Genomic DNA, 16,477 nt, shown 5'->3' with positions numbered 1-16,477 from the left:
ATACAAACTCGGCAAGCTGCGTGGACGCCTGGGAGCGCGGAACCTATAGTCCCGCCGACAAATACGGACGTACAGAAAAGCAACCGTGCCGATCAGGCATGACGATCAAGGGAGACCGCCGTGGCGCTCGATCAGGAGACCCTCAACCAGTTTACGGACACCGTCCGCCGCTACGTGACCGAGCGCCTGATTCCGCTGGAGGAACAGGTCAGCCGCGAGGACGCGATCCCCGAGGAAGTGTCTCAGGAAATGGCTGAGATGGGCCTCTACGGCCTCTCGATTCCGGAGGAATACGGCGGGCTCGGCCTGTCCATGTCCGAGGAGGTGGTGATCGGCAACGAGCTGGGGCACACGGCACCCTGTTTTCGGTCGCTGATCGGCACGAATGTCGGCATCGGCAGCCAGGCCATCGTGATGGACGGCACCGAGGATCAGAAGCGCGACTACCTGCCGCGTCTGGCCTCCGGCGAACTGGTGGGATCGTTCTGCCTGACCGAGCCGGACAGCGGCTCCGATGCCGCCTCGGTGCGGACCTCCGCGAAGAAGGACGGCAACGGTTACGTCCTCAATGGCACCAAGCGGTTCATCACCAACTCGACCAAGGCCGGCGTCTTCACCGTCATGGCGCGCACCGACCCGGACAACAAAGGGGCGGGCGGCATCTCCGCCTTTCTGGTCGACGCCAAGTCGCCTGGCATCTCCACCGGCAAGCCGTACAAGAAGATGGGCCAGCAGGGGACCCATGTGGCCGACGTGATCTTCGAGGACGTGAAGGTCCCGGCCGACGCGATCATCGGCGGGGTCGAGGGCCAGGGCTTCAAGACCGCGATGAAGGTGCTGGACCGGGGTCGGCTGCACCTGTCCTCGGTGTGCATCGGCATGGCCGACCGGCTGATCAACGAGTGTCTGGACTACGCCACCGAGCGCAAGCAGTTCGGTCAGCCGCTCTCCGACTTCCAGCTCATCCAGGCGATGCTGGCCGACAGCAAGACCGAGGCCTATGCCGCCGAGGCGATGGTCAAGGACGCGGCCGCCAAGTTCGACGCCGGCGAGAACACGGCCATGGTCGCCGCCTGCGCCAAGTATTACGCCTCGGAGATGGTCGGCCGGGTGGCGGACCGGGCGGTGCAGATCCATGGCGGTGCGGGCTACATCAACGAATACGCGGTCGAGCGCTTCTACCGCGACGTTCGGCTGTTCCGGATCTACGAGGGCACCTCGCAGATCCAGCAGATCGTGATCGCCCGCAACATGCTGCGGGCCCACGCGGCCTCCCGCTGACCCGGAGACCGTCATGACGGAAACCTGGGACGGCTCGCGTCCGGCGACGGACATCTTCGCCTCGATCGCCGATCCGGTGGCCTGGTGGGCCGAGCGGTATCCCGCCATCCCGGCCCTGGCCGAGGGCGAGCGGGTGATGAGCTACGGCGAGGCGGATGCGCGGTCGGCCCGTCTGGCCGCCACCCTGGCGGAGCGGGGGCTGGCGGCCGGCGACCGGTTCTACATCGTCGGTGAGAACGGCTTCGCCACCGCTCTGTCGGTTCTGGCGGCGGCGAAGCTCGGCGCCTGGGCGATCCCGATCAATGCGCGCCTGTCCTCGGGCGAGATCGACGCCATCCGCGACCATGCCCGCCCGAAGCTGGCGCTGTATACGGACTCGGTCTCGGACGAGGCGACGGCCCATGGCGCGCGCCACGGAGCGGCGCCGGTGGCCGAGCTGGACGATCTCGGCGCCACCCTGGCGGCGTTCGGCGATGCCGACCCGGCGGTGGACGAGAGCGGCGAGGATCCGGCCGACCGGGTGGCGGTGATGATCTACACTTCCGGCACCACCGGGAAGCCGAAGGGCGTGATGCTGACCCATCGCAACCTGCTGTTCATCGGCGCCCGGTCGGGTGACTCCAGGCGGGTGACGCCGGGCGACCGGATCTACGGCGTGTTGCCGATCAGTCACGTGTTCGGCCTCGCATCGGTGTATCTGGGCAACATGTACATGGGTGGCCGGGTCGACCTGATTCCGCGTTTCTCGGCCGAGCATGCCCTGGCCGCGATCGAGGGCGGCGCGATCAGCCTGTTCAACGGCGTGCCCCAGATGTACGCACGAATCCTTGAGCTCACCACAATCCGTGGCCGAGCACTGAACCCGGGGCGGATCCGTTATCTGTCCTCCGGCGGTGCGCCGCTGGACCTGGGACTGAAGAGGCGGGTGGAGGCGGCCTTCGGGGTGCCGTTGCATAACGGCTACGGAATGACCGAGACCGCGCCGACCATCTCGGTGACCGATATCGACCGTCCGCGCGATGACGACACGGTCGGCGAGATCATTCCCGACGTCCAGGTGCGCATCGTCGGCGACGACGGCGCGGCCCTGCCGACGGACATGGTGGGCGAGATCCAGGTGTCCGGTCCGCTGGTGATGAAGGGCTATTACAAGGCACCCGGGGAAACGGCCGCCGTCCATGACGGGCTGTGGTTCAAGACCGGAGATCTCGGCCGGCTGAACGCCGACGGCCTGCTCTATGTGGTCGGCCGCCGCAAGGAGCTGATCATCCGCTCCGGCTTCAACGTCTACCCGCCGGAGGTGGAGGCGGCGATCACCCTGCATCCCGACGTCGGCTTGTGCGCCGTCGTCGGCCGCCCGGCCAGGGACGGCAACGAGGAAGTGGTGGCCTTCATCCAGCCGGTGCAGGGCCGCACCCCCAGCGCCGCGGACCTCGCGGCCTTTGTGGCCGACAAGCTGTCGGCCTACAAACGGCCTGGGCGCTGGGAGTTCCGAGACAGCCTGCCGGCGACGGCGGCGGGCAAGATTCTCAAGCACAAGCTGGACGGCTGACCGGCGGCCGATCGGCGGATACCACCTGTCGGCTGGCAAATGTGGCGGGTTTTCCACTTAAGCGGCCTGATTCTGTCGAATTCACGACAGTTCCGGGTCGGTGTGTCGATTTGTGGCAAATTGGTGTTTCAGGTTAGGGTAGCGTTTCGATAACGCGGAACCGCGACCGGTGCCGCCGAACAGCCGGGACAACCGGCGAGTAGCCCGGGGGAGGGGAGCGCGACCTCCGACGGTCGAGCCGAAAGCCTTCCTGCCAGGCGTCGGCTCCTTTCCCCCGTCGAAGATGTCCGTCCCGATTCGGGTTCGGGCTCGGTGCGACTGGGGGCCAAGGGGGGCTCGCGGCGCGCTGTAAAACCCAAACGAGAGGGAACTACATGTCCGACCACGCTGTGAAGCCGCCCGACGGGCCGGCGGATCTCATCGATACCGATTATGAAATCGGCCAGGACAACATTCAGAAGCAGGTTGGGCCGTTCGGCCTGGACATCCACAACCCGGTGTTCCTGATCTCCGGGCTGGTGATCGTTGCCTTCACGTTTCTGACCCTGATCCTGCACGACCAGGCCGCTGCGGCGTTCGGCGCCCTGCGCGAGACACTGACCTCGACCTTCGACTGGTTCTTCATCGGAGCCGCGAACGTCTTCGTGATTCTTTGCGTCGTCCTGATCGTCACCCCGCTCGGCAAGGTGCGGCTCGGAGGGCGGGACGCGAAGCCCGACTACTCCTATAGCGGTTGGTTCGCGATGCTGTTCGCGGCCGGCATGGGCATCGGGCTGATGTTCTATGGCGTCTCAGAGCCGATCTCGCACTTCAACTCGTCGCTCGCGGAAGGGGCCGGCTCCCCGGAGAGCTGGGCGCCGTTGGCCGGTGCGGCTGGCGATGTGGAGGGCGCGAAGGCGCTTGGCATGGCGGCGACGATCTTCCACTGGGGGCTACACCCCTGGGCGATCTACGCGGTCGTCGCCCTGGCCTTGGCCCTGTTCTCCTATAACAAGGGCCTGCCGCTGACGATCCGCAGCGTCTTCCATCCGATCTTCGGCGATGCGGTGTGGGGCTGGACCGGTCACGTCATCGATATCCTGGCGGTGTTCGCCACGCTGTTCGGCCTGGCCACCTCGCTCGGCCTCGGGGCGACCCAGGCCAATGCCGGTCTGGAGTTCCTGTTCGGGACGCCGGTGAGCGATGCCTCTCAGGTCCTGCTGATCTGCGGCATCACCGGCTTGGCGCTGCTTTCGGTACTGGCCGGTCTCGATGCCGGCGTGAAGCGCCTGTCCGAGATCAACATGGTCCTGGCCTTCCTGCTGCTGATGTTCATCATCATCGTCGGGCCGACCATGGCGATCGTGACCGGGTTCTTCTCGAACCTGTTGGCGTATCTCGAGTATCTGCCGGCGCTGTCCAACCCGATCGGCCGCACCGATGCGAATTTCAGCCAGGGCTGGACGTCGTTCTACTGGGCCTGGTGGATCTCCTGGTCGCCGTTCGTGGGCATGTTCATCGCCCGGGTGTCGCGGGGCCGCACGGTGCGGGAGTTCATCACCTGCGTGCTGCTGATCCCGTCGCTGGTGTCGGTGCTTTGGATGACGGCTTTCGGCGGCACGGCGATCAGCTTCGTCGAATCCGGCGTGGTGGCGATCGCCGATGCCGATCTGCCGGTGAAGCTGTTCGTGATGCTCGAGCAGATGCCGTTGGCGCAGATCACGTCCTTCATCGGCATCCTGCTGGTGATCGTGTTCTTCGTGACCTCGTCGGATTCCGGCTCTCTGGTGATCGACACGATCACCGCCGGGGGCAAGACCAACGCCCCGGTGTCGCAGCGGGTGTTCTGGGCCTGCTTCGAGGGGCTGGTGGCGATTGCGCTGCTGCTCGGCGGTGGCCTGACGGCCCTGCAGGCCATGGCGGTCTCGACCGGCTTTCCGTTCACCATCGTCCTGCTGCTGGCGTGCTACGCCATCGTGAAGGGGCTGATGAGCGAGCCGCGGTCGGATACGGCCTGAGGCCGGCGCCCATATCATTGAAAAGGGGAGGCCTCGGCCTCCCCTTTTTTTGTTCAGGGTCTGCTGGAAATGACCGGGGGCCGGTTCACCCCGGAGCCAACTTGCGGGTCAGCAGGCCGAAGCCGAGCCCGATCGCCGCGATGACGGCACCGGCAAGCACCGCGTCCCAATGGCCGATGCCCATGTCCTCGCTGCCGGGAAAAGCGAACAGTACGCCGCCGGCGAAGACGATCACGCGCACGGCCATGGCCATCGCCCCGTCGCCGAAGGTGCCGTAGCCGATCAGGTAGCCCTGGGTGGAGGAGGCGATCAGCAGTACCCCGGCCAGTGCACTCGCCAGCACGACGGCGATCTGCATCGGCGCCCCATTCAGGATCAATGCCGGCTCCAGCACGAAGAAGAACGGGATGAAGTAGATGATCGACCCGAGCCGCATGGCCGAGAATCCGGCCTGCATCGGCGTCGCCCCGGAGATCGTCGCCGCCGCGAAGGCACCGAGCGCCACCGGCGGTGTGATATACGACAGCATTCCCCAGTACAGGATGAACATGTGCACGGCCATCGGGTCCAGGCCCGCCGTCACGAGCGACGGAGCCAGCACGATGGCGAGGAACACATAGGCCGCGGTGACCGTCATCCCCATGCCGAGGATGAAGCTCGTCGCCGCGCCCATCAGCAGCAGGGCATAGACGTTGCCGCCGGCCAGCAGCACCAGATCGGTGGCGATCGAGCCGACCAGGCCCGTCACCGAGAGCGCGCCGATGATCAGACCGATGGCGCCCAGAATTGCCACGAGTTCGGCCAGCACCTGACCGGTCTCGTACAGGAAGTGCTTGAGATCGCTCCAGCCGAGCCGCTTTCCGAAGATCTGATTGGCGATCAGCAGCACCGCTGTCGCGTAGTACGGCGCCAGCGCCTCCTGCTTCATGTAGAGCAGGAGATAGACCAGCAGCACCAGCGCGAAGAGATAATGCCAGCCGCGCCGGAACACGGCGCCGAGCTTCGGCAACTCCTCGCGCGGCAGGCCCTTGAGACTCTTGCGGGCGGCATAGGCGTCGATCTGCAGGAACAGGCCGAGATAATAGAGCAGCGACGGTATCACCGCGGCGACGGCGATCTCGATGTAGGGGACGTTGAGGAACGAGGCCATGACGAAGGCCGTGGCCCCCATCACCGGCGGCATCAGCACGCCGCCCGTGGACGCGCAGGCCTCCACCGCGGCGGCGGTCTCCTTGCCGAAGCCCGTGCGCCGCATCGCCGGAATGGTGAGCCGGCCGGTGGTCAGAACGTTGGTGATCACCGAACCGCTCATCGAACCCAGCAGGCCGGATGAGAAGATCGCGACCTTCGCACCGCCGCCGCGCACGTTGCCGAGCAGGGCGAAGGCGAGGTCGATGAAGAAGCGTCCGGCGCCGGTATGCTGCAGGGCGACGCCGAAGATCACGAAGCCGATCACCAGCTTGCCGAAGGCCCGCATGGGAATGCCGAAGATCGCTTCCGACGAGAACAGGTAATACTGGCTGACCTCCCAGAGCGACTGCTGCGCGCCCTGAAGGGGGCCGGGCATCGATTCCGCGAAAGGCGGGTAGAACGAGAAGATCAGCACGATGATGGTGAGCGCGAGACCGCCGGTGCGGCGCACGGCCTCGATCATCAGCGCCCACAGCACGAAGCCGAGGATGCGGGCAGAGGCGGGCGCGAAATACTCCCAGCCGCCCTCGACCGCGGGCACCGCGATCCAGGCCAGGTAGCATCCCAGCACGAAGGTGCCGGCGAAGAGCGCGAGGTCGTAGATCGGTGGCGTCCGACGGTTCTTGTCGCTCGGGCGCATGGGGAACACCAGGAACACGATCGGCAGCAGCAGCGCCACCATCAGGTCCAGGTAGGACAGGTCCAGGATCACCCAGCCGACCATCGAGCCGATGTTGAACAGCTGGTAGATCGACAGCAGAACGGCGGCGGCTGTCATCGCCATGATCACCACGGTCCAGCCGGGCGTGAGAACGCGGTGACGGATGGTATCCGTCACCGCGTCACCCCCGGCGGAGGTGTTCATGATGGGCTCGCTCATCTGCGAGCCTTTCTCTGTAAGTTGCGCCCTAGATCAGCGGATCACCGGATCGAAGCCGGCGGCTTCGAGTGCGGCGACCCGGGCCTTGGCCCAGCCTTCGACGAAGGCGTCCTCATCGGACGGCGCGTCCTTGCTGTAGGAGGTCCAGGCATCGATCAGGACCTTCTGGCGGGCGACCAGCGTATCGTTGTGCGCCTGCATGGCGTCGGTCCACACGCCGGCACCCTTGAACGCCGCGATTGCGCCGTCGTGATACGGCACGGCCCATTCGAACGTCTGGTTGGCCAGCGCCCAGCCGGCGGCACCCGGCGCGCCGTCCTTGAACATGTCATAGGTCTCGAGCATCGCCTCGGTGATCGATTGCGCCAGTTCATCGGTCATGTCCGAGCGCACGGTCAGAATCGGATACGGATAGGCCTGCCCGTCGATCCCTTCCTTCGGAATGTTCGTGCCGGCCGAGACCGTGTTCTTGGTGTAGTACGGGGCGACGGCCATCATCCGCTTCCAGCCTTCGGTATCGTCGAAGGGCAGGGCCGGCCAGACCAGGCCGCGAGGGCTTGACGCGACCGACTTGGTGGAGCCGGAGACCGTGATCGCGAAGGCGGCATCAACCTGGTCGTTGGTCATGCCTTCCCAGGACGCACCGAAGCCGGCGAACTCGACCTTGGTCACGTCGTCCCAGGTCAGCCCGGCAAAGGCCAGGATCGCGGTGACGTTATGGTTCAGGGCCGGAGCGCTCTTCACCCAGGCAACCCGTTTGCCTTTGAGATCCTTGTATTCCTTGACGCCGGTGTCCTCGGCGACGCCGACCATCAGGCCGGCACTGCCCTTGGAGGACATGAGCAGGCGCAGGGGTTGCGGACCCCAATCCGGCTTGTCGAAGCCGAATACGGCTTCCTGGGCGAAGTAGGTGCCGACGCCGTTGGCGACCGCCTCGACCTTGCCGACCTGCAGCGGGCGCAGACGCGAGACGTCGTTCTTGCCCGGCAAAATCCGGAGATTGACGTCGTACTTCTCCTTGAATGCCTTGCCGATCGCAACCGACTGGGCATGCCCCGAGGAGCCTGTGTCGTAGGCGGTCCAGGTCAGGGTGCTGGGCAGTTTGGTTTCAGCGGCGGCCACACCGGCAAAGGTGAGGGCGGCAACGCCAGCCATCGCGGCGACCGCGCGGGTCCGCAGTGAAATCTCCATCGTTTCCTCCGTCTGTTCTTTGATCGGGTCGGGTTGTTTCCCAACTCCTCCTCGGGGGAGTATGCCGATTGAGAGATGGTATACAAGCGCGCGCATAACAGGCGCCGATTCGGGAGGATGGGATGAACGAGAAGACGGTGATCACCTGCGCGCTCACAGGCGGTTTCGACACGGTGGACAAGAATCCCGCGGTTCCGGTCAGCCCGGAACAGCTCGCCACCTCCGCGCTGGAAGCGGAGCGGGCCGGTGCGGCGATCGCCCATATCCATGTGCGCGATCCGGCCACCGGCAAGCCGTCGATGGACCCGGCCCTGTACCGCGAGACGGTGGAGCGGATCCGCGACGCCGGCTCCAAGCTGGTCCTCAACCTGACCACCGGCCCCGGTGCGCGCTACATCCCAGGTACCCAGGACCCGATGGTGCCGGCCCCTGGCACCACGCTGAAATCGCCGCAGGAACGGGTCGACCACATCGACCAGCTCCGCCCGGAAGTGTGCACTCTGGACATCGCGACGATGAATTTCGGCGAGCACGTGTTCATGAACACACCCGCCCATCTGCGCGAGATGGCGGCCCGCATCCGCGACAGCGGCGTGAAGCCGGAACTGGAAGTGTTCGACGCCGGCCACGCCCGACTGGCGGCCCAACTGGTCAAGGAGGGGCTGGTCGACGCGCCGCCGATGTTCCAACTTTGTCTCGGCATCCCCTGGGGCGCGCCGGCAACGGCGGAGACCATGACCTATCTCGCCAGCCTGCTGCCGGACGGCGCGATCTGGTCCGGCTTCGGCATCAGCCGCATGCAGTTCCCGATGGCCGCCCAGGCGGTGATCCTGGGCGGCCATGTGCGGGTCGGGCTGGAGGACAATCTCTACCTCGACCGCGGCGTGCTGGCCCCGTCCAACGCGGCGCTGGTGGAGCGGGCGGTGACCATCGTCGAGGCGCTCGGCTCCAAGGTCGCCACGCCGGACGAGGCGCGGGAGATCTTCTCCATCAAGGGGCGGTGATCAGGAGGCCCGGGCACTCTCGGGCAGGCGGGCGATGACCTTGATCTCGAAATCGAAACCCGCCAGCCAGGTCACACCGACTGCCGTCCAGGCCGGGAAGGGTGCTTCGGGAAAGACGCGCGCCTTAGCGGCCATGACGTCGTCGAACTGCGTCTCCGGGTCGGTGTGGAACGTCGTCACGTCGATCACGTCGTCGAAGGTGCAGCCGGCGGCTTGCAATACGGCGCCGAGATTGTCGAAGGCCTGACGGAGTTGCTGTTTGAACTCCGGCTCGGGCGTGCCGTCCGACCGACTGCCGACCTGGCCGGAGACGAAGAGCAGATCTCCGGATCGGATCGCGGCGGAATATCCGTGATTGTCGTACAGGGCGTGGCGATCGGCGGGGAAGATGGCATCGCGGGGCATGGCAGACGTCCTTTGCAAGGTGGAGGAAAGGCGTTCCCGGTGGCTTGGAATTTGGGATACGCTTCGTATGTGAATTGGTGATATACGTACCGTATGTCAATTGAAATACGCAACGTATGTGAAAATGGAGGCACAGATCCGTGGCTACTCGTCGGATCGAGACGATGGAGAAGAATCGGGCGGCGCTGATTGCGGCGGCCCGCAAGGCCTTTGCCGAGAAGGGATACGCCGCCGCGTCGATGGACGATCTGACGGCGGCGGCGGGCCTGACGCGGGGCGCGCTCTATCACAATTTCGGTGATAAGCGCGGGCTGCTCGCGGCGGTGGTCAGCCAGATCGATACGGAGATGGCGACCCGGGCGAAGGACATCGGCGCCCGCGAGGCGACCGGGTGGAATGCGCTGCTCGCCGAGGCCGAAGCCTATATAGAGATGGCGCTCAACCCGGAGGTCCGGCGGATCGTCCTCCTCGACGGACCAGCGGTTTTGGGCGATCCCTCCCAGTGGCCGAGCCAGGACACGTGTCTGCAGGTGACACTGACGGCAGTGGAGCAACTCATCGCCGAGGGCGTGATGAAACCCGTGGATCCGGAAGCGGCGGCCCGGCTCCTCAGTGGCGCTGCACTCAACGCGGCGCTGTGGATTGCGGCCAGCGAGGACCCGCCGGCAGTCCTGCCGCGAGCCGTCGACACGTTCCGCCACCTCGCCACCGGGCTGCTGGCCGATCCGACGTGAGGGCCGCGGGTGCGTTGACGGCTGCAGGGTGAATGCTGAATGCTCGCGCCAAACTGAACTGACGGCTCGTATGGCCGCCGCCCTGTTCAGGGGCGGATCTCCCCCACTGAAGGATAGTGATCATGAAAGCCTGGCAGATCGTTTCAGACGGCGGCGTCGACGCGCTCAACCTCGCCGACGTCGCCACGCCGGAGCCCGGCCCGGGCGAGGTGCGGGTGAAGATCGCGGCCTCTTCGATCAACTTCCGCGACCTGATGACGATCAAGGATCCCAAGGCCCGCAACCTGCCCTATCCGCGCATCCCGAATTCCGACGGCGCCGGCACGATCACCGCCGTCGGCGCGGGCGTGACCAAGCTCAAGGTGGGGGATCGGGTCGCCTCCTGCTTCTTCCAGGACTGGCCGGCCGGGCCGTGCTCGGTGGATGTGATGAACAGCGCGCTGGGCGGCGCCCTGGACGGGGTGCTGGCCGAAGAGGTGGTGCTGAAGGCCGGCGGCGTGATCCCGGTTCCGGCGCATTTCTCGCTGGAACAGGCGGCGACGCTGCCCTGCGCGGCGCTGACCGCGTGGCACGCCCTGGCCGAGGTCGCCGCGGTGAAGGCGGGCGAGACCGTGCTGCTGCTCGGCACCGGCGGGGTGTCGATCTTCGCGCTGCAGTTCGCCAAGATCATGGGCGCGCGGGTGATCCTGACTTCGTCCAGCGACGAGAAGCTGGAGCGGGCCAGGGCCATGGGCGCCGACGAGACGGTCAACTACCGCTCCACGCCGGACTGGCAGGACGCGGTGCTGGACCTGACCGGCGGTGTCGGCGCCGACACCACGGTGGAGGTCGGCGGGGCCGGCACCCTGGCGCGCTCGATCGCGGCGACCCGGGTCGGCGGGTCCATCGGCCTGATCGGCGTGCTGACCGGCGGCGAGATCAACCCCACCCTGATCATGCGCAAGTCCCTGAAGGTACAGGGCATCTATGTCGGCTCGTCGAAGATGTTCGCCGACATGAACGCGGCGATCTCCCTGCACAGGCTGGAGCCGGTGATCGACCAGACCTTCGCCTTCGACGATGCGAAATCCGCCTATCGCGCCATGGAGGCGGCCGGTCATTTCGGCAAGATCGTCATCACTGCGTGAATCCCCGGTCAATTGACCGTCCCCCACCTGCATGGCACATCAAGGGTCGAAAAAAGACCCGCTCCCGGAGGAAACCATGACCGAGGCCTTCATCTGTGACGCCGTCCGCACGCCGATCGGGCGTTACGGCGGCGTGCTCGCCCAGGTTCGTACCGATGATCTGGCGACCGTCCCGCTGAAGGCTCTGATGGAGCGCAATCCGTCGGCGGATTGGGAAGCGCTGGACGAGGTGTTCTACGGCTGCGTCAACCAGGCCGGCGAGGACAACCGCAACGTCGCCCGCATGGCGCTGCTGCTGGCCGGCATCCCGGCCAGCGTGCCGGGCGTCACCGTGAACCGGCTCTGCGCCTCGGGCATGATGGCCGTCGCCGACGCGGCGCGGCAGATCAAGACGGGTGAGGGCGACTTCGCCATCGCCGGCGGGGTGGAGAGCATGACCCGCTCGCCCTTCGTGATGGCCAAGGCCGGCACCGCCTTCGCCCGCACCGCCGAGATGCACGACACGACCATCGGCTGGCGCTTCGTCAATCCGGAGATGGAAAAGCGCTTCGGCACCGACAGCATGCCGGAGACCGGCGAGAACGTGGCCGAGAAGTATCAGGTCCGCCGCGAGGATCAGGATCTCTTCGCCTATCACAGCCAGCGCAAGGCCGGTGAAGCCATCGCCCGCGGCCGGATGGCCAAGGAGATCGTCCCGGTCGAGATCAAGGGCCGCAAGGGCGATGTCACGGTGGTCGATACCGACGAGCATCCGCGCCCGGACACCACCCTGGAGAAGCTGGCCAAGCTCGGGACGCCGTTCCGCAAGGAAGGCGGTTCGGTGACCGCCGGCAATGCCAGCGGCGTCAACGACGGGTCGGCCGCCATGCTGATCGCCAGCGAGGCCGCCGCCAAGAAGCACGGCCTGACCCCGCGCGCCCGGATCATCGCCGCGGCGGCTGCCGGCGTGGAGCCGCGGATCATGGGCATTGGCCCCGCCCCGGCCTCGCAGAAGGCGCTGCGCATCGCCGGCCTGTCGATCGACGACATGGACGTGATGGAGTTCAACGAGGCCTTTGCCAGCCAGGTGCTCGCCAGCATGCGCGAACTGGGCCTGAAGGACGACGATCCCCGGGTGAACGTGAACGGCGGCGCCATCGCGCTGGGCCATCCGCTGGGCGCCAGCGGCACCCGGCTGATCCAGACCGCGACCGAGACGCTGGTGGAGACCGGTGGCCGCTACGCCCTGTGCACCATGTGCGTCGGCGTCGGTCAGGGTATGGCCGTGATCATCGAGAGGGTCTGACCGATGGTGGATGTGACCTCCCGCGACCTCGTCATCGGCGTCGTCGGCTGCGGCGCCATGGGCCAGGGCATCATCCAGGTCGCGCTCCAGGGCGGCATGAAGGTGGTCGCCCATGACGCCATGGTGGGCGGCGCCGAGGCCGGCGCGAAGAAGGTGATCGCCCGGCTCGACCGGCTGGTGGAGAAGGGCACGCTGGAGGCCGATGCCGCCGCCGCGATGAAGGACAAGCTGGTGGTGTCGAACGGCATCGAGGACCTCGCCCCCTGCGGCGTGGTGGTGGAAGCCGTGTTCGAGGACATCGAGGTCAAGCGCGACCTGTTCACCGCCATCGAAGGCGTGGTGGCCGAGGATGCGATCATCGCGTCGAACACCTCGTCCCTGCCGATCGGTTCGATCGCCCGGGTGTGCAAGCATCCCGGGCGCATCGCCGGCCTGCATTTCTTCAATCCGGTGCCGCTGATGCGGCTGGTGGAGATCATCCAGGGTCCGGCGACCGACGACGCGGTGATCGAGAAGCTGGTCACCGTCGGCGAGCGCTTCGGCCGCACGCCGGTGGTGGTTAAGGACAGCCCCGGCTTCCTGGTCAACCTCGGCGGCCGGGCCTTCACCACCGAGGGCCTGCATCTGGAGCACGAGGCCGTCGCGACCCCGGCCCAGGTCGATGCGGTCATGCGCGACTGCGGCCATTTCCGCATGGGGCCGTTCCAGCTCATGGACCTGACCGGGATCGACGTGAACTATCCGGTCTCGATGATCGTGTTCGAGCAGTTCCTCAACGACCCGCGCCTGCGCACCACGCCGTTGCACCGCGCGCTGGCCGAGGCCGGGCGGTTCGGCCGCAAGACCGGCCAGGGCCATTTCCGCTACGACGACAAGGGCCAGGTGATCGACCCGCCGAGCCCCGACCACGTCACCGATGCGGCCCCAGCGACCACCGTCGCCGTCGCCACCGAAGGCGACGAGGCGCTGGCCGAACTGCTGGAACGCGCCGGGCTCAACGTGCGTAACGACGACGGCACGATGCCCGTCGTCGCCGCGCTGTACGGCGAGGACGCCACCGGCTTCGCCGCGCGCACCGGCACCGACCACACCCGCCTGGTGGCGATCGACACCACCGGCGACACCTCCAAGCGCATCACGCTGATGACCGCGCCGGCGGCCGATCCGGCGCATCGCGACGCGGTGGCGGCGGCGTTCGCCAAGGCCGGTGTCGCGCCGACGGTGATCCAGGACAGCCCCGGCTTCATCCTGCAGCGGATGCGGGCGATGATCGCCAATCTCGGTTGCGAGATGGCGCAGATCGCGCTGGCCACGCCGTCGGATATCGACACGGCGATGAAGCTCGGCCTGAACTACCCGCTCGGCCCGCTGGAGATCGCCGAGCAGATGGGGGTGAAGCGGACCTACGAGATCCTCTCGGCGATCCACGACGCGACCCGGGACCCGCGCTATCGTCCGTCCCTATGGCTGCGCCGCCGGGCGCTGCTGGGACTGGGAGCGCATCAGACGGCTTAGAGGCCGCCGAACACCCGAACGCCGGCCGCATGGCCGCGGACGGAAACCTCGCCCAGATCCCGAAGGCCGCCGGCACCCCCGGCGGCCTTCGCCGTCTCGGCGCTGACCATCAGCCGGGTGTCGTGCTCCTTGTTGAGTTCCTCCAGCCGGGCGGCAACGTTCACCGTGTCGCCGTAGACCGTGTAGGTCTGGCGCTCGCGGCTACCGGCGATGCCGGCAACGACCTCGCCGGTATGGACGCCGATGCGGATGCCGATGCGCTCGCCGTTGAAGGTTTCCGTCTCGATCGCCGCCAGCAGCGCGGTCGCAGTTTCCAGCGCCGCCGCCGCGTGGTCCGGCACGTCGGCCGGCGCGTTGAAGGCGATCAGCAGCCCGTCTCCGTGGAAGTTGACGATAACCCCACCGCGCTGGGCGGCGATGGCGCCGACCCGCTCGAAATAGGTGTTCAGCAGGGCGAGCACCACGTCCGGCGTCCGGCTCTCCGACAGGCTGGTGAACCCTTCGATGTCGGTGAACAGCACCGTCGCCTCGCGCTTGCTCGGCTCCAGGGTGGCGCCGCTCTCGGCCAGTCGGGCGACCACCTCCGGCGGGGCGAAGCGGCCGAACAGGCCGGTGATCCGCTGTCGCCCGGTTTCCGAGCGGATCCAGAGCGCCACCACCCGACGCGCCCGGTGCACGGCGAAGGCCATCAGCGCGGTCAGGATGAGGATCGCGATGGACTCCTCCACCCGCCCGCCGGTGTTGACGAAATCCGGGTTCAGCAGCAGCTCGCTATAGGAATGGGGCGCGCCGAGATCGCTCCATTGCAGCGGGTTCTCCAGGCTCGCCGTGATCCAGTAGAACGCCGCCGCCCAGGTCGCCACGATGGCGCCGCCGCACCACAGGATGAGCTTCGGCGACAGGGACAGCGCGGCTGCCCCGAGGACCGGCAGGAAATAGTGGATGCCGTAGGACCGGAAGGCGAAGTGCTGGGGTACCGCCTCGCTGAGGCTGAGCGGCAGGAAGACGAAGATCGCGCCGACCATCAGGATGTCGGCGGTGAAGATCAGGTAGCGGTAGATCGGATGGTCGTATTCCGAGCCGATCAGCCGCCGGTAGCCGAGTCCGGCCAACGCGGACAGGGCCATCAGGGCGCTGATCAGGATCGCCTGGGTGGAGAAGACCAGCGGCCAGGCGGCGGCGATGGCGAGCGCGATGCCGCGTCCCAGCATCGCCAGGCGCAGCCCCTGGTTGGCCGCCTGACGCAGCCGCTCGCCCCCCACACCCTCGTCGCGCGATTTCATGGCGGTGAGCCTATAGCGCTTAAACCGCAATCCAGCATGGCGAATTTCGCGGCTTCCCCGATGGATGCGGGCCGCTAGGCTCGCGGGTGGGAGGACCAGCCATGCCAATCTGGGCGATCATCGCCGCGCTCGCCGCCTTCGCGCAGACGGCCCGCAACGCCGGACAGAAGCATCTGGCGGGCTCCATGTCCGCCTGGAGCGCAAGCTGGGTCCGGTTCCTGTTCGGTGTGCCGTTCGCGATCGGCTACATGGCCTACGCGCTCGGCCAGCGCACCACGCCGGCACCGGAGGTCCATCTGGAGTTCTTCGTGTGGTGCGCCGGCACGGCGGTGGCGCAGATCCTGGCGACCGTGCTGCTGGTCATGCTGTTCGGCCTGCGAAACTTCGCCGTCGGCTCGTCCTATGCCCGCACCGAGACGATCCCGACCGCCATACTCGGCTCCACCCTGTTCGGCGAGGCGATCGACGCGGCCGGATGGACCGCCATTCTGGTCAGCGGCGCCGGTGTGATGCTGATCAGCCTGGCGCGGCAGGGCGTTGGGCTGGGCTCGCTGCTGGCCTCCGCCTTCAACCGGGCGGCAGGGATCGGTCTGCTCTCCGGACTGTTCTTCGCCCTGGCCTCGCTGTTCCTGCGCCAGGCCAGCCTGTCGCTCGGCGATTCCGACGTGATGACGACAGCGTCGATGACCCTGGTCGCGGTGATCGTGCTGCAGACCCTGGGGCTCGGGACCTACGTGGCTGTCACCCGGCCCTGGGAGATCGGGGCCATCGCAAAGGCGTGGAAGGCGGCCGTATTCGTCGGCTTCACCAGTGCGCTCGGATCGGCGGGATGGTTCACGGCGATGACCATCGAACGGGCCTCCTATGTGAAGGCCGTGGGGCAGATCGAGTTCGTGCTGGCGATCGCGGTCTCGATCCTGGTGTTCAAGGAGCGGCCCAGTCTGCGCGAGATGATCGGCATGAGCCTGGTCGCTGTCGGCATCGTCGTGCTGCTGGTCTTTGCCAGATGAGCATTGCCGACTAAAGTGCCGT

At 67.0% G+C, this 16,477-nt stretch carries 13 protein-coding genes; 9 read left to right on the top strand and 4 right to left on the bottom strand.

Annotated elements, in window-relative coordinates:
- Positions 1-120 precede the first annotated feature (120 nt).
- From G578_RS0115790 to G578_RS0115780, 3 genes are all read left to right on the top strand, one after another.
- A complete protein-coding gene (locus tag G578_RS0115790) occupies positions 121-1,281 on the top strand; it encodes an acyl-CoA dehydrogenase family protein (RefSeq protein WP_028795063.1) in 1,161 nt (386 codons plus the stop codon).
- Between the two features lie 13 nt (positions 1,282-1,294).
- On the top strand, positions 1,295-2,833 hold the full coding sequence (locus G578_RS0115785; RefSeq protein WP_028795062.1) for a class I adenylate-forming enzyme family protein: 1,539 nt from the start codon (positions 1,295-1,297) through the stop codon (positions 2,831-2,833).
- Between the two features lie 374 nt (positions 2,834-3,207).
- A complete protein-coding gene (locus G578_RS0115780) occupies positions 3,208-4,830 on the top strand; it encodes a BCCT family transporter (protein WP_028795061.1) in 1,623 nt (540 codons plus the stop codon).
- A gap of 85 nt (positions 4,831-4,915) precedes the next feature.
- Here G578_RS0115780 and G578_RS0115775 read toward each other — a convergent pair whose 3' ends face one another.
- Entirely contained in the window at positions 4,916-6,901 is a 1,986-nt protein-coding gene (locus G578_RS0115775; RefSeq protein ID WP_028795060.1) for a TRAP transporter permease, read from the bottom strand.
- Between the two features lie 33 nt (positions 6,902-6,934).
- Positions 6,935-8,092: a TAXI family TRAP transporter solute-binding subunit gene (locus G578_RS0115770; RefSeq protein WP_051244913.1), complete on the bottom strand. Its 1,158-nt coding sequence runs from the start codon at positions 8,090-8,092 to the stop codon at positions 6,935-6,937.
- Positions 8,093-8,214: 122 nt separating this feature from the next.
- Here G578_RS0115770 and G578_RS0115765 point away from each other — a divergent pair, with 122 nt between their 5' ends.
- The gene (locus G578_RS0115765; RefSeq protein WP_028795058.1) at positions 8,215-9,096 is read left to right on the top strand and encodes a beta-keto acid cleavage family enzyme; all 882 of its coding nucleotides are present in this window, start codon (positions 8,215-8,217) and stop codon (positions 9,094-9,096) included.
- Here the strand turns inward: G578_RS0115765 and G578_RS0115760 are convergent, their stop codons facing one another.
- Positions 9,097-9,501: a RidA family protein gene (locus G578_RS0115760; protein WP_038015128.1), complete on the bottom strand. Its 405-nt coding sequence runs from the start codon at positions 9,499-9,501 to the stop codon at positions 9,097-9,099.
- A gap of 164 nt (positions 9,502-9,665) precedes the next feature.
- Between G578_RS0115760 and G578_RS0115755 the strand changes: the two genes are divergently transcribed.
- The 4 genes from G578_RS0115755 (at position 9,666) to G578_RS0115740 (ending at position 14,162) form a co-directional block, all read left to right on the top strand.
- On the top strand, positions 9,666-10,235 hold the full coding sequence (locus G578_RS0115755; RefSeq protein ID WP_084618951.1) for a TetR/AcrR family transcriptional regulator: 570 nt from the start codon (positions 9,666-9,668) through the stop codon (positions 10,233-10,235).
- A 122-nt stretch (positions 10,236-10,357) separates the two neighbouring features.
- A complete protein-coding gene (locus tag G578_RS0115750) occupies positions 10,358-11,362 on the top strand; it encodes a zinc-dependent alcohol dehydrogenase family protein (protein WP_028795055.1) in 1,005 nt (334 codons plus the stop codon).
- 76 nt (positions 11,363-11,438) lie between these two features.
- Positions 11,439-12,647: a 3-oxoadipyl-CoA thiolase gene (pcaF, locus tag G578_RS0115745; RefSeq protein ID WP_028795054.1), complete on the top strand. Its 1,209-nt coding sequence runs from the start codon at positions 11,439-11,441 to the stop codon at positions 12,645-12,647.
- A gap of 3 nt (positions 12,648-12,650) precedes the next feature.
- Positions 12,651-14,162: a 3-hydroxyacyl-CoA dehydrogenase gene (locus G578_RS0115740; RefSeq protein WP_028795053.1), complete on the top strand. Its 1,512-nt coding sequence runs from the start codon at positions 12,651-12,653 to the stop codon at positions 14,160-14,162.
- Here the strand turns inward: G578_RS0115740 and G578_RS28565 are convergent.
- Positions 14,159-15,445 (bottom strand): adenylate/guanylate cyclase domain-containing protein, encoded by a 1,287-nt coding sequence (locus G578_RS28565; protein WP_051244912.1) that lies wholly within the window; start codon positions 15,443-15,445, stop codon positions 14,159-14,161. The genes G578_RS0115740 and G578_RS28565 overlap by 4 nt on opposite strands.
- Positions 15,446-15,546: 101 nt before the next feature.
- Here G578_RS28565 and G578_RS0115730 point away from each other — a divergent pair, with 101 nt between their 5' ends.
- On the top strand, positions 15,547-16,455 hold the full coding sequence (locus G578_RS0115730; RefSeq protein WP_028795052.1) for a DMT family transporter: 909 nt from the start codon (positions 15,547-15,549) through the stop codon (positions 16,453-16,455).
- Positions 16,456-16,477 lie beyond the last annotated feature (22 nt).

The sequence above is a fragment of the Thalassobaculum salexigens DSM 19539 genome (assembly GCF_000423805.1).
Taxonomy (GTDB): domain Bacteria; phylum Pseudomonadota; class Alphaproteobacteria; order Thalassobaculales; family Thalassobaculaceae; genus Thalassobaculum; species Thalassobaculum litoreum.
Note: the sequence above shows the minus strand (reverse complement) of the source record. Positions and strands in the feature narration are given on the sequence as shown.